The following is a 14112-nucleotide window of genomic DNA, read 5'->3' as shown; positions in this document are numbered from 1 at the left end:
CGAGATCCGTTGCTGCGCAGCCGATCGCAGCCTGCGGCAGCGGCTACGGGAAAACTGTTCAGCCTGTCGAAGCTGGGTGTGGCCCTGGGTTTTGCCCTGGTCTGGTCCAACCCGACGCTCGCGGCCATCACCGAGAGCAAGAACTTCGGCCTGGAAGTGAAGATCACCGGCCAGTCCGAAGACGACCGTGACCTCGGCACCCTGGGCGGCGGCGACGTCAACGGCGTCGGCCTCGACCTGCGTCCCTGGGTGTACGGCGAAAGCGGTAACTGGAGCGCCTACGCCATGGGCCAGGCGGTGACCTCCACCGACATCATCGAGACCGACACCCTGCAGCAGTCCGACGGCGCCAGCACCGAAAGCAGCAACAACAGCGATCGCAAGAGCAAGAAGAACTACCTGGCGATGCGCGAGTTCTGGATCGGCTACAGCGGCCTCACCCCCTACCCGGGCGAGCAGTTGAAGTTCGGTCGCCAGCGCCTGCGCAACGACGACGGCCAATGGCGCGACACCAACATCGAAGCCCTGAACTGGACCTTCGACACCACCCTGCTGCGCGCCAACGTCGGCATCGCCGAACGTTTCAGCGAGTACCGTACCGACCTCAAGGAGCTGGCGCCGGAAGACAAGGATCGCCTGCACGTCTATGGCGATGTGGCCTACCAGTGGACCCCGGGGCATTGGGCCGGCGTCCGCGCCCACCACAGCCATGACGACGGCAAGCTCGACTACCCGGTACCGGGCGAAGCCACCGACTCCCTGGACAAGCGCCAGAACGGCGACCTGACCTGGCTCGGCCTGGAAGCCAACAGCGACGCCTACAACTGGCGCAACACCAACACCGTCAACTACTGGGCGAGCATCACCGGCATGAGCGGTGACCGCGACAAGGTCAACGCGCTGAACGCCGACGGCACCCGCCCGGCCCAGGCCAAGAGCGGCGAGAACCTCGACGGCTGGGCCACCGACCTCGGCGTGCGCCTGCGCCTGGACCCGAAATGGCAGGTCGGCGCGGCCTACGCCCGCGCCAGCGGCGACTACGAACAGAACGGCCTGGAAAGCAACCGCTCGAACTACACCGGGACCCGCTCGCGGGTGCACCGTTTCGGCGAAGCCTTCCGCGGCGAAATGAACAACATGCAGACCGCCACCCTGTTCGGTTCCTGGATGCTCGCCGACGAATATGACGCCAGCCTGATCTACCACAAGTTCTGGCGCGTGGACGGCAACAAGCCGGTGGGCAGCAACGGTATCAACGCCGTGGAAAACAACTACGACGACGCCACCGGCGCCCTGCTCTCCAGCTCGTCCCTGCCGCTGCGCGATGGCGAGAAAGACCTCGGCCAGGAAGTGGACCTGGTGGTCACCAAGTACTTCAAGCAAGGCCTGCTGCCGGCCGCGCTCAGCCAGTCGATCGACGAGCCTTCGGCGCTGGTGCGCTTTCGTGGCGGTGTGTTCAAGCCGGGCGATGCCTATGGCAAGAACGTCGACTCGTACATGCACCGCGCCTTTGTCGACGTGATCTGGCGCTTCTGATGCGAGTCGCCAAGGGAGTGCCTGAGATGAACAGCCCGATGAACAGCCCAGCGGTGCGAGGCTCGATCAGCCTGTTGGCCGGCGCCATGCTGCTGGCCAGCAGCGCCGCCTTCGCCAACGTCGAACCGGCCCCGGCCGCCACGCCCGGCAAGCAGCCGACCGTGGCCAAGGAGCTGCAACAGGCCAAGACCTACACCGTCAGCAGCGCGCCCACCGCGCCGCTGAACCTGGCCAAGCCGACCTTGCCCGACCTCTCCGGCTACACCGCCGAAGCGGCAGCGGCGAAGATCGTGCGCAGCAAGCCCGGCAAGATCAGCGTGCGCCGCATGATGCAGGAAGATGCGCTGAAGGACTTTATCGGCGGTGACAACAAGATGGCCGAATGGGTGGTGCGCCAGCACGGCATCCCCCAGGCGATCTTCATCGACGACGGTTACGTCAACCTCAAGGAGCTGGTGAAGAAGCTGCCCAAGCAGTACATCAGCGAAACCTCGCCGGGCGTGTACCTGGCGCGGCTGCCGATCGTGGTCGGGCGCAAGGGCATCCTGGAAATCGACCAGCAGACCCAGGAACTGCGCCTGTCCCAGGAAGGCGGCTCGTTCCTGGTCAACGACGGCCAGCTGTTCGTGCGCGACACCAAGGTCACCGGCTGGCGCGAGAAGGACAACGGCCCGGCGACCTTCAACTCGCCCAAGGAATTCCGTCCGTTCCTGCTGGCCTGGGGCGGTACCGAGACCTACATCGTCAACAGCAAGATGGCCAGCTTCGGCTACGCCAACAGTAAGTCCTACGGCGTGAGTATTTCCCAGTACACGCCGAACATGGCCAAGGTGCTCAAGCGCCCCGAACCCACCGGCTGGATCATCGGCTCGGAGTTCTCGGACATGTGGTACGGCTTCTACTGCTACGAGACCCGCGACTTCGTGGTCAAGGGCAATACCTACAAGGACAACATCGTCTACGGCATCGACCCCCACGACCGTTCGCACCGGCTGATCATCGCCGACAACACCGTCTACGGGACCAAGAAGAAGCACGGGATCATCATTTCCCGGGAAGTGAACGACAGCTTCATCTTCAACAACCGCAGCTACGACAACAAGCTCTCGGGCCTGGTGATCGACCGTAACAGCGTGAACAACCTGATCGCCGACAACGAGATCTACCGCAACCACACCGACGGCATCACCCTCTACGAGAGTGCCGACAACCTGCTGTGGGGCAACAGGGTGATCAGCAACCGGCGCCACGGCATCCGCATTCGCAACAGCGTGAACATCCGCCTGTACGAAAACGTCGCCATGGCCAACGGCCTGACCGGCGTCTACGGCCACATCAAGGACCTCTCCGATACCGACCGCGACATCAAGCTCGACCCGTTCGACGCCCAGGTGTCGCTGATCGTGGTCGGTGGCGAGCTGGCGGCCAACGGCAGCGGCCCGATGTCCATCGACTCGCCGTTGAGCGTCGAGCTGTACCGCGTGTCCATGCTCGCCCCGACCAAGAGCAGCGGCATCAGCTTCTCGGGGATCCTCGGCGAGCGCCAGGACGAAATTCTTGACCTGCTGGTGCGCCAGCAGAAAGCCGTGCTGATCGACCCTGTCGAACGCCAGACCGAAATGCGCGATTGAGGATGACTGTCATGCGCCCACACCTGATCAAACTCTTGAGCCTCTCGGCATTGACCGCGGGCATTCTCGCCGCCGGCAACAGCGCCCGCGCCGACGAAACCCAGGCACCGAAGTTCACCGCCGAGCCGTGCTGCAACCTGTGCCCGGCGGCCCACGACGCGAAGAACTACACCACCCGCTACCAGCAGAACTTCACCACCCTGGTGCAAGCCCAGGGCGACTGGCTGTTCCGCACCCAGGAAGACCTGCGCACCGAGTTCAACACCACGCCGGAAGGTTATCGCCGCCTGCAACAGCTGCACGACGCCTTCAAGAGCAAGGGCGTGGAGCTGGTGCTGGTCTACCAGCCGACCCGTGGCCTGGTGAACCGCAACAAGCTCAACCCGCAGGAGAAGGCCAGCTTCGACTACGACAAGGCGCTGAAAAACTACCAGGGCATGCTCGGCCGTTTCGCCCAGATGGGCTACGTGGTGCCGGACCTGTCGCCACTGACCAACGAGCAACTGCCGGAGACCCTGCCGGCCCACGATTTCTACTTCCGCGGCGACCAGCACTGGACCCCGTACGGCGCCCAGCGCACGGCGAAGATCGTGGCGCAGAAGATCAAGCAGCTGCCGGCCTTCGCCGACATTCCCAAGCGTGAGTTCGAGACCCACAAGTCCGGACGCATGGGCAAGACCGGCACCCTGCACAACATGGCCGGCCAGCTCTGCGGCACCAGCTACGCGATCCAGTACATGGACCAGTTCACCACCGAACCCAAGGGTGAAGCCGGCGACGGCGACCTGTTCGGCGATTCCGGCAACCCGGAGATCACCCTGGTGGGCACCAGCCACAGCGGCAAGAACTACAACTTCGCCGGCTTCCTGCAGGAAGAAATCGGCGCCGACATTCTCAACGTCGCCTTCCCCGGCGGCGGCTTCGAAGGCTCCATGCTGCAGTACCTGGGCAGCGAGGAATTCCAGACCAAGCCACCGAAGATCCTGATCTGGGAATTCTCGCCGCTGTACCGCCTGGACCAGGAAACCATCTATCGGCAGATGATGGCCCTGCTCGACAACGGCTGCGAAGGCAAGCCGGCGCAAATGAGCGCCAGCGCCACCCTCAAGCCCGGCAAGAACGAGCTGATGGTCAACAGCAAGAACATGGACCTGCGCAACAGCAGCCACCAGGTCGATATCCGCTTCGCCGACCCCTCGGTGAAAACCCTGCAAGCCACCCTCTGGTACATGAACGGGCGCCACGAGGACATCAAGATCGAAAAACCGGAAACATCCGACACCGACGGGCGTTTCGCCTTTGAACTGCGCACCGACGAAGACTGGGCCTCGCAGAACCTGCTGGCGGTCGAAGTCCAGGGTCCGGAAGCGGGCGCCGCGGCGCAAAAAGTCGAAGCGAAAATTTGCAAACGCAACGTATTCCCGGACGCCGGTCAACGCACCGCGCAAATCGGGCAATGAGGTTCCTATGCAAAGCAAAACGCTGAAACAGTTATTGGCCCCGAGCCTGTTGAGCCTGGCGCTGTTCGCCGGCGCCACCCAGGCCGCGGCCCCACTGCGTCCGCCCCAGGGGTATTACGCGCCGGTGGATAAATTCAAGAGCGGCGACCACAGCGAAGGCTGCGACACCATGCCCGCGCCTTACACCGGCTCGCTGCAATTTCGCAGCAAGTACGAAGGTTCGGACAAGGCCCGCGCGACCCTCAACGAACAATCGGAAAAGGCCTTTCGCGACAGCACCGCCGACATCACCAAGATCGAGCGCGGCACCAGCAAGCGGGTCATGCAGTTCATGCGCGACGGCCGTCCGGAACAACTGGACTGCACCCTCAGCTGGCTGAGCGCCTGGGCCCAGGCCGATGCGTTGATGTCCAAGGACTTCAACCACACCGGCAAGTCCATGCGCAAATGGGCCCTGGGCAGCATGGCTTCGGCCTACCTGCGCCTGAAGTTCTCCGACTCCCATCCGCTGGCTACCCACCAGCAGCAAGCGCAACAGATCGAGGCCTGGTTCAGCAAGATGGCCGACCAGGTGGTCAGCGACTGGGACAACCTGCCGCTGGACAAGACCAACAACCACTCGTACTGGGCCGCCTGGTCGGTGATGGCCACCGCCGTGGCGACCAACCGCCGCGACCTGTTCGACTGGGCCGTGAAGGAATACAAGGTCGGCGCCAACCAGGTCGATGCCGACGGTTTCCTGCCCAACGAACTCAAGCGCCAGCAACGCGCCCTGGCCTATCACAACTACGCCCTGCCGCCGCTGGCGATGATCGCCAGCTTCGCCCAGGTCAACGGTGTCGACCTGCGCCAGGAAAACAACGGCGCGCTGAAACGCCTGGGCGAGCGGGTGCTGGCCGGGGTGAAGGATCCGGACGAATTCGCAGAGAAGAACGGCAAGGAACAGGACATGACCGACCTCAAGGTCGACTCGAAATTCGCCTGGCTCGAACCCTTCTGCAGCCTCTACACCTGCGCCCCGGATGTGCTCAAACGCAAGCACAAGATGCAACCGTTCAAGACCTTCCGCCTGGGCGGCGACCTGACCAAGGTCTACGACCCCTCGCATGAGAAGGGCAACAAGGGTTCGTAAGAAACACGCAAAACCCTGTAGGAGCGAGCTTGCTCGCGATAGCCGCAAAGCGGCGATTCAACCGACACCGCGTCATCGTTGAGTTTTTTCGCGAGCAAGCTCGCTCCTACAGGACACGCAAGACTCATAGCCGCAGCCAAGGCATGTGATGAATGCAATACGCCTCCCCGGTTTTTCACGGGGGGGTTTGGGGGGGGCTCCGGCCCTTTACTGTTGGTCAAACATGGAGAGATCGGGATGGTTTTCTCATCCAATGTGTTCCTGTTCCTGTTCTTGCCGATCTTTCTCGGCTTGTACTACCTGAGCGGGCAACGCTATCGCAACCTGCTGCTGCTGATCGCCAGCTACGTGTTCTATGCCTGGTGGCGGGTGGACTTCCTGGCGCTGTTCGCCGGCGTCACCCTGTGGAACTACTGGATCGGCCTGAAAGTCGGCGCCGCCGGAGTCAGGACCAAGCCGGCCCAGCGCTGGCTGCTGCTCGGCGTGGCGGTGGACCTGTGCATCCTCGGCTACTTCAAGTACGCCAACTTCGGCGTGGACAGCATTAACGCGATCATGACCTCCATGGGTCTGGAGCCGTTCATCCTGACCCACGTGCTGTTGCCGATCGGTATCTCGTTCTACATCTTCGAGTCCATCAGCTACATCATCGACGTCTATCGCGGCGACACCCCGGCGACCCGCAACCTGATCGACTTCGCGGCGTTCGTGGCGATCTTCCCGCACCTGATCGCCGGCCCCGTGCTGCGTTTTCGCGACCTGGCCGACCAGTTCAACAACCGCACCCACACCCTGGACAAGTTCTCCGAAGGCTGCACGCGCTTCATGCAGGGCTTCATCAAGAAAGTGTTCATCGCCGACACCCTGGCGGTGGTCGCCGACCATTGCTTCGCCCTGCAGAACCCGACCACGGGCGACGCCTGGCTGGGCGCCCTGGCCTACACCGCGCAGCTGTACTTTGACTTCTCCGGCTACAGCGACATGGCCATCGGCCTGGGTCTGATGATGGGTTTCCGCTTCATGGAAAACTTCAAGCAGCCCTACATCAGCCAGTCGATCACCGAGTTCTGGCGGCGCTGGCACATCAGCCTGTCCACCTGGCTGCGCGACTACCTGTACATCACCCTGGGCGGCAACCGCAAAGGCACGCTGATGACCTATCGCAACCTGTTCCTGACCATGCTGCTCGGTGGCCTGTGGCACGGCGCGAACATCACCTACGTGGTCTGGGGCGCCTGGCACGGCATGTGGCTGGCGATCGAGAAGGCGCTGGGCATCAACACCACGCCACGCACGCTGAATCCGATCCGCTGGGCGCTGACCTTCCTGCTGGTGGTGATGGGCTGGGTGATCTTCCGCGCCGAGAACCTGCACGTCGCCGGTCGCATGTACGGCGCCATGTTCAGCTTCGGCGACTGGTCGCTGTCGGAACTCAACCGCGCCAGCCTCACCGGCCTGCAAGTGGCGACCCTGGTCGTGGCCTACGCCACCCTGGCGTTCTTCGGCCTGCGTGACCTGTATCGCAACCCGACACCGGTCAAGAGCAAGCCTGAAATCAACACCGAGGCCGACGGTCCGGCCACCGCCCAGCCTGGCCTGATCAAGGCCGTACCGGGGGACAAGCCGGACAGCATCCACCAGCCGGGCTACACCGTGGGCGTCGAAGCCCAGGTCCAGCCGGCCTACTGGGTCGCCGACTGGCCGCGTTACGTGATGCGCGCCCTGGTGCTGCTGCTGTTCATCGCCTCGATTCTCAAACTCTCGGCGCAAAGCTTCTCGCCGTTCCTTTACTTCCAGTTCTGAGGGATCTGACCATGACCCGCTCATTACGCGTCTTCTACATTGCCCTGTTCCTGGTGACCCTGATGGTCCTGGGCCTGTGGTCGGTGCGCAGCTTCTTCGGCTTCAGCACCAACAACGACGCCACTGTGCTCAACGGTCGCTGGGCCAAGGCTGTGGAAACCCACTACGACGACGAGTTCCCGATCAAGCGCCTGGGCACCAACCTATGGGCGGCCCTGGACTTCAAGCTGTTCAACGAAGGTCGTCCGGGCGTGGTGCTCGGCCGCGACCAGTGGCTGTACAGCGATGAAGAGTTCCACCCGATCGTCAACGAAGAACTCAACCTGCAAGGCAACTACGCGCTGGTCGAAGGCGTGCGCCAGGCCCTGAAAGAGAAAGGCGTGAAACTGGTGATGGCGATCGTGCCGGCCAAGGTGCGCCTGTACCCGGAACACCTGGGCGACGTCCAGCCGGCCAGCATCCACGCCAACCTCTACCAGGACTTCCACGCCCGGGTGGCGGCCGACAAGATCCTCGCCCCCGACCTGCTGGGCCCGTTGCAACAGGCCAAGCAGAACGGCCAGCAAGTGTTCCTGCGCACCGACACCCACTGGACCCCGGCCGGCGCCGAAGTCGCCGCCAACCAGTTGGCCAAGGCGATTGCCGACAAGGCACCGCTGATGGGCCAGCCGCAACGCTTCGTCACCGAAGCCGAGCAGACCGTGGTGCACAAGGGCGACCTGCGCCTGTTCCTGCCCCTGGACCCGCTGTTCGAAAACCTGATGCCGGCCAAGGAGCCGCTGCAGAAACGCGTGACCCGCGCCGCCGACGATCAGCCGGCCGCCGACGACGCGCTGTTCGCCGACAACGAAGTGCCGGTGGCCCTGGTGGGCACCAGCTACAGCGCCAACCCGAACTGGAACTTCGTCGGCGCGCTCAAGCAGGCCCTGCACAGCGACGTGGTCAGCTACGCCGAAGACGGCCACGGCCCGGTGTTGCCGATGCTCAGCTACCTGAAAAGCGATGCCTTCAAGAACAGCCCGCCCCAGGTGCTGATCTGGGAGTTCCCCGAACGATATCTGCCGGTCAATAACGATATCGGCGACGCCGACCCGCAGTGGGTCGCAGAGCTCAAACAAGCCGGCGCCCGCCAACAGAACGTAGCTGCACTCAACAAATCCGAGACGCCCGATCGGGCGCAAAACTGAAAGAGAGGTACACCATGACTTTCACTATCACTCCGCGTCGTCTCGCCAAGGCAATCACACTAGCTGCCGGCATGAGCGTCCTGTCCCTGCCCGCCTTCGCCGGTGGCGACGCCGCGCTGTACGGCCCGACCGCGCCCAAGGGCTCGTCCTTCGTGCGCATCTACAACGCCAGCAACCAGGAAGTCAGCGCCACCGTCGGCAGCACCAATGTCAGCGACGTCGCGCCGCTGGCCAGCAGTGACTTCAGCTTCATGCCCGGCGGCGACTACACCGCCAAGGTCGGCAGCCAGAGCCTGCCGGTGAAACTCGCCGCCGACCACTATTACACCCTGGTCAACAACGCCAGCGGCCAGCCGCAGCTGATCGAAGAACCGCCGTTCAAGAACAAGCAGAAGTCCCTGGTCCGGGTGCAGAACCTGAGCGACAAGGCCCTGACCCTGAAGACCGCCGATGGCAAGACCGACGTGGTCCAGTCGGTGGCCGCCAAGGGCCGTGGCGAACGTGAAATCAACCCGGTGAAAGTCAGCTTCGCGCTGTACGAAGGCGAGAAAAAAGTCAGCGACCTCAAGCCGGTCGCCCTGGAGCGCGGCGAAGCCGCGGTGCTCTACGTCACCGGCAATGGCAGCAGCCTGTCGCCAGTCTGGGTCAAGCGCCCGGTCTCGACCCGCTGATGGATCGATCGGGCAGGTGAAGGCCATTTCTGTAGCCGCTGGCGAAGCCTGCGATCGGTTGCGCAGCAATCGTGAAAACGGCTCACGCGGTCTTTCAGCAAGACCGTAGCGCCTGAGTCACGACCGCTTCGCGATCGTTCGCAGCCTGACGGCAGCGGCTACAGGGATCGGCATACACCGCCCGGCAAGCAACAAAAACAAGAGAGTGAAACGACAGAACGCAGTAGCTCTAACCCAAACGATTTTTGAAGGAGTAACAACATGATTCCGGTGATCTTGTCAGGTGGTAGTGGCTCACGTCTTTGGCCGCTTTCGCGTAAGCAATTCCCTAAACAGTTCCTCGCCCTGACCGGCGAACACACACTGTTCCAGCAAACCCTCGAGCGCCTGGTGTTCGAAGGCATGGACACGCCGATCGTGGTCTGCAACAAGGACCACCGCTTCATCGTCAACGAGCAGCTGGCGGCGCGCAAACTCGAAGCCCAGCGCATCCTGATGGAGCCGTTCGGCCGCAACACCGCGCCGGCGGTGGCCCTGACCGCGATGATGCTGGTCAACGAAGGTCGTGACGAGCTGATGCTGGTGCTGCCGGCCGACCACGTGCTGGAAGACCAGAAAGCCCTGCAACGCGCCCTGGCCCTGGCCACCGTGGCCGCCGAGCGTGGCGAGATGGTGCTGTTCGGCGTGCCGGCGACCAAGCCGGAAACCGGTTATGGCTACATCAAGTCGACCAACGATGCGCTGCTGCCGGAAGGCGTGAGCCGCGTCTCGCACTTCGTCGAGAAACCCGACGTCAAGCGCGCCGCCGAGTTCGTCGAGGCCGGCGGCTACTTCTGGAACAGCGGCATGTTCCTGTTCCGCGCCAGCCGCTTCCTCGAAGAGCTGAAAAAGCACGACCCGGACATCTACGACACCTGCCTGCTGACCCTGGAACGCAGTGCCCAGGACGCCGACACCGTGGACGTCGACCCGGCCACCTTCGCCTGCTGCCCGGACAACTCCATCGACTACGCGGTGATGGAAAAGACCCAGCGCGCCTGCGTGGTGCCGCTGAGCGCCGGCTGGAGCGACGTGGGCTGCTGGTCGTCGCTGTGGGACGTGCATGAAAAGGACGTCAACGGCAACGTCAGCAAGGGCGACGTGGTGATCCAGGACAGCCGCAACTGCATGATCCACGGCAACGGCAAGCTGGTGTCGGTGATCGGCCTGGAAAACATCGTGGTCGTCGAAACCAAGGACGCCATGATGATCGCCCACAAGGACAAGGTCCAAGGCGTGAAGCAGATGGTCAACACCCTCAACGAACAGGGCCGCAGCGAAACCCAGAACCACTGCGAGGTCTACCGTCCGTGGGGCTCCTACGACTCGGTGGACATGGGCGGGCGCTTCCAGGTCAAGCACATCTCGGTCAAGCCGGGCGCGTGCCTGTCTCTGCAGATGCACCACCACCGCGCCGAACACTGGATCGTGGTCAGCGGCACCGCCGAAGTCACCTGCGACGAAAACGTGTTCCTGCTCACCGAAAACCAGTCCACCTACATCCCGATCGCCTCGGTGCACCGCCTGCGTAACCCGGGCAAGATCCCGCTGGAGATCATCGAAGTGCAATCGGGCAGCTACCTGGGCGAAGACGACATCGAACGCTTCGAAGACATCTACGGCCGCTCCACTCCGGTGGAACGCGGCGTCGCGGTGAAAACCATCGCCCAGTAACCACAGCGACAAGCTTCAAGCGGCAAGCTGCAAGTAAAAGCAGGGAGTCGTTGTCAGCAAGTCCTTGCCCCCCGTCCGACCGACTGCGTCCCCTATCCGCAGGCGGTTGGGCGGGGGCTTTTTTATGCCCGCGCGCCTCTCGAATGCTCACATCCCTGTAGCCGCTGCCGAGCCCTGGCGAGGCTGCGATAGGACCGAAGGTCCTCCAGCGATCTCAAGACCCTGCGCCCGCTGCGCGGTCGATCGCAGCCTCGCCAGGGCTCGGCAGCGGCTACAGGGATAGGCGTTCAGCCATTCCTACGAGACATTTAGAAAGCGCCGCCGGGCGTTTCAGATAGCTCTCAACGACTTCATCCATGCAGCTCATTAGGGTTTCGGGAGGTAAAGACACACAGCGAAAACAGCGATGGGGCAGCGGATACACACGCAAGAAAAGGCAACCGAAAGTGCTGCCTGCACCGACCATGGTGCCTGCCACAGCCACGGGACAAAGACCGATGGCTGAGCAACCCTCCGGCAACAAATACACCACCGATTCCCGTGGCGAACCGACCCCGATGCCTCGCGTGCTGCGCCCTGCCAACCCGAATCCTCCGCTGCCGGGTGCACGGATAAAGAACACCTCGATACTGACCACGCCTCAAGGCCTAGACGCTCCTGCGAAACCCTCACAGGTCCAGCCCTCTACACCTGTCGCTCCCGGCTTCTACATCGTGCCCCGGAGCATGCCGCTGAGCGAGTTGCAGCGCCACCTGTTCGACAGCCCCTCACCCGGCGTCCTGGCCAAATACCTGGCCCTCAATCCAGGCCTTGGCGATACGGTCAAAGCCGGCAGCCTGATCGTACTCAGCGATCCGGCCAACCACGCCTGCACCTACGAGGAAGCGCAACTCATGCTCGCCGCCGAGCAGGTTAAGATCGCTCTCGCCCCCCTGACACCCGAAGCCGCCGACTTCATGGTTCGCCATCAGGCCGAGATCGCCAGCTTCACCAGCCAGGCCTCGACCTGGCTGGGCATCGGCACCTCGGTGATGGGTAAACACCTGGACAAACTACGCGAGACCTTGCAAGACATGGAACGCCTGCATCAGGACAGCTACCGCCAACACGGCCACCTCAGATCCCCCGATTTCCTCGCCCGCCGCCGGCGCCTGCTGGCGCAGTTGGACGCACAACTGCTGACCTCCACCCGCCTGCGCGGCTACACGCCCCTGGGCGACCACCCCAAACTGAAAACCGCCCTCGGCCTCTCCAGCCGCAGCCTGGTACACCACTGGAACAAAGCCGGCGCCCCCGGCCAGATCCCGGGATACGCCACCCACGTGAACGCCGTCAGCCGCGCGGCGAAGTACATGCAGACGGGTGGATACATCGGCATTGCGATTGGCGGGGTGTCGTCGGCGTTGAGGATTCAGGAGGTTTGTCAGGCGGGGTCGGGTGATGAGAGTTGCAGGAAGGTGATGTTTACTGAGACGGGGAAGTTTGCGGGATCTGCATTCGGAGGAAACCTAGGGGCGAACGCCGGATATGTAGGGAGTACATTTGTCTGTGCTGCATTCGGCGGGGTAGGAGGAGTGATCTGCGGTGCCATTCTGATAGGCACTGGAGCATGGCTTGGGTCAGATACTCTTGGCGCATATGGAGAAAAAATGGGTGAAATTCTTTACGAGAGAACACTCCCATGATGACAGAACAGTTCTGGCACTCCTGGCTCGCCTTTGCGCTTTTGCTAGGTCCGATTCTGTTAGCCGCCACAAGCCTTGCATTCAGCTACTACCTCAGCCAGCGCTACTTGCGGGAAATGCTCGAGGCCTTTCAGCGGAGCCGCTATTTCCATCGATGGACTGACAGGCTTCAATATTTGGGATGGTTCGAACACTTTCTGATGTTTGGCCGCGTAAGAGGAATGATGCTCTGCCCCGGTCCAGGACTACGTAAAGGACTACTTTCACCGGAGGATGTACACAACTTCCCCCCCCGACTCAAACGCCTTCTGAGCATACAGAACAGATTGGACGGTATTCTTTTCGTCTGGTCCGCAATCATGTATGCGTTGCTGAAGTTGACGGGCTGACGATGCATACGCTCCCTCCGCTAATCGCCCTTATTCTGACTGGAGGCTTGCTTTTGCTTGCCCTCATCAGTCTCCTCTTCAGCTACTACATGAGTCGACGCTACCTCGACGGGATGCTGGGTGCGCTAAAGGGGAGTAACTATTTCGCAGGCTGGGCAACCTACCTGCCTCATCAGGGATGGCATCCTCGCTATCTGATGTTCGCAAAACTCAGGGGCATGATGTTCTGGCCTGGGCCGGGAATACGCAGGGGGATAATTTCCCCAGACGATGTGCGCAACTTCCCACCGCAGTACAAGCGCCTTTTAAAAACACAGAACGTGCTCGATGGCGTGATTGTCGTGTGGGGCACATTTGTGTACCTGCTGATAAAGCTTTAGTCATTCATCTGCAACCACTGACCAGTGCACCTTCCCAACTATCCATGGAAAGCTTTTATGCATGCACAAGATCTTTGCGAACAGACATCGCCATGACAGGGCAACAATTCTGGCATTCCTGGCTCGCCTTCATCCTTTTGTTATGTCCATTGTTGCTGGCCGTGACAAACCTCTCCTTCAGCTACTACCTAAGCCGGCGATACCTGAAAGAGATGCTGGAAGCCCTACGGAGAAGCCAGCACTTTTATCGCTGGACCGACAGCCTTCCTCACGAGGGATGGTTCACGCATTTTCTAATGCTGGCAGCCGTTCGAGGATCGATGCTTTGGCCCGGCCCTGCGGTTCGCAGAGGCTTTCTTTCCTCGGAAGACGTAGACAATTTCCCTCCCCATCTCCAGCGCCTGCTGACCATCAGAAACTGGATGGATGTCGTGCTTCTGGTCTGGGGTTCGATCATGTATACGCTGTTGAAACTGACTAAGCACTGACGTGGCGCGCGGGTACGGATGCAGTAGCACTGTCACA

12 protein-coding genes are annotated in these 14112 nt (G+C 62.1%); all 12 read left to right on the top strand.

The window, feature by feature from the left end; all coding sequences use genetic code 11:
- Positions 1-54: 54 nt before the first annotated feature.
- The 12 genes from PVZ78_RS08710 to PVZ78_RS08655 all read left to right on the top strand — a co-directional run bounded on the left by PVZ78_RS08710 (position 55) and on the right by PVZ78_RS08655 (position 14075).
- Positions 55-1536 carry an alginate export family protein gene (locus PVZ78_RS08710; RefSeq protein WP_036985282.1) on the top strand — a complete coding sequence of 494 codons (1482 nt, stop codon included), beginning with the start codon at positions 55-57 and terminating at the stop codon, positions 1534-1536.
- A gap of 26 nt (positions 1537-1562) precedes the next feature.
- Complete coding sequence (algG, locus tag PVZ78_RS08705; protein ID WP_009047089.1) at positions 1563-3167, top strand: mannuronan 5-epimerase AlgG; 1605 nt, start codon at positions 1563-1565, stop codon at positions 3165-3167.
- A gap of 11 nt (positions 3168-3178) precedes the next feature.
- Positions 3179-4627 (top strand): alginate O-acetyltransferase, encoded by a 1449-nt coding sequence (locus PVZ78_RS08700; protein ID WP_273828569.1) that lies wholly within the window; start codon positions 3179-3181, stop codon positions 4625-4627.
- Positions 4628-4634: 7 nt separating this feature from the next.
- The gene (locus tag PVZ78_RS08695) at positions 4635-5759 is read left to right on the top strand and encodes a mannuronate-specific alginate lyase (RefSeq protein WP_273828568.1); all 1125 of its coding nucleotides are present in this window, start codon (positions 4635-4637) and stop codon (positions 5757-5759) included.
- 237 nt (positions 5760-5996) lie between these two features.
- Positions 5997-7562: an MBOAT family O-acyltransferase gene (locus PVZ78_RS08690; protein ID WP_009047086.1), complete on the top strand. Its 1566-nt coding sequence runs from the start codon at positions 5997-5999 to the stop codon at positions 7560-7562.
- Positions 7563-7573: 11 nt separating this feature from the next.
- Positions 7574-8749 carry an alginate O-acetyltransferase gene (locus tag PVZ78_RS08685; protein ID WP_009047085.1) on the top strand — a complete coding sequence of 392 codons (1176 nt, stop codon included), beginning with the start codon at positions 7574-7576 and terminating at the stop codon, positions 8747-8749.
- Positions 8750-8763: 14 nt separating this feature from the next.
- A complete protein-coding gene (locus PVZ78_RS08680) occupies positions 8764-9420 on the top strand; it encodes an alginate O-acetyltransferase AlgF (protein WP_009047084.1) in 657 nt (218 codons plus the stop codon).
- 261 nt (positions 9421-9681) lie between these two features.
- Positions 9682-11133, top strand: a complete 1452-nt coding sequence (locus PVZ78_RS08675) for a mannose-1-phosphate guanylyltransferase/mannose-6-phosphate isomerase (protein ID WP_009047083.1) — start codon at positions 9682-9684, stop codon at positions 11131-11133.
- A 725-nt stretch (positions 11134-11858) separates the two neighbouring features.
- Positions 11859-12818, top strand: a complete 960-nt coding sequence (locus PVZ78_RS08670; protein ID WP_273828570.1) for a hypothetical protein — start codon at positions 11859-11861, stop codon at positions 12816-12818.
- Positions 12815-13207 (top strand): hypothetical protein, encoded by a 393-nt coding sequence (locus tag PVZ78_RS08665; RefSeq protein WP_016703275.1) that lies wholly within the window; start codon positions 12815-12817, stop codon positions 13205-13207. Before PVZ78_RS08670 ends, PVZ78_RS08665 begins: the two co-directional genes overlap by 4 nt.
- A gap of 53 nt (positions 13208-13260) precedes the next feature.
- On the top strand, positions 13261-13587 hold the full coding sequence (locus tag PVZ78_RS08660; protein ID WP_372437841.1) for a hypothetical protein: 327 nt from the start codon (positions 13261-13263) through the stop codon (positions 13585-13587).
- Between the two features lie 92 nt (positions 13588-13679).
- The gene (locus PVZ78_RS08655) at positions 13680-14075 is read left to right on the top strand and encodes a hypothetical protein (protein ID WP_038636440.1); all 396 of its coding nucleotides are present in this window, start codon (positions 13680-13682) and stop codon (positions 14073-14075) included.
- Positions 14076-14112: the final 37 nt, after the last annotated feature.

Source organism: Pseudomonas sp. SBT1-2, assembly GCF_028640875.1.
In the GTDB taxonomy this organism is placed as follows: domain Bacteria; phylum Pseudomonadota; class Gammaproteobacteria; order Pseudomonadales; family Pseudomonadaceae; genus Aquipseudomonas; species Aquipseudomonas chlororaphis_I.
Note: the sequence above shows the minus strand (reverse complement) of the source record. Positions and strands in the feature narration are given on the sequence as shown.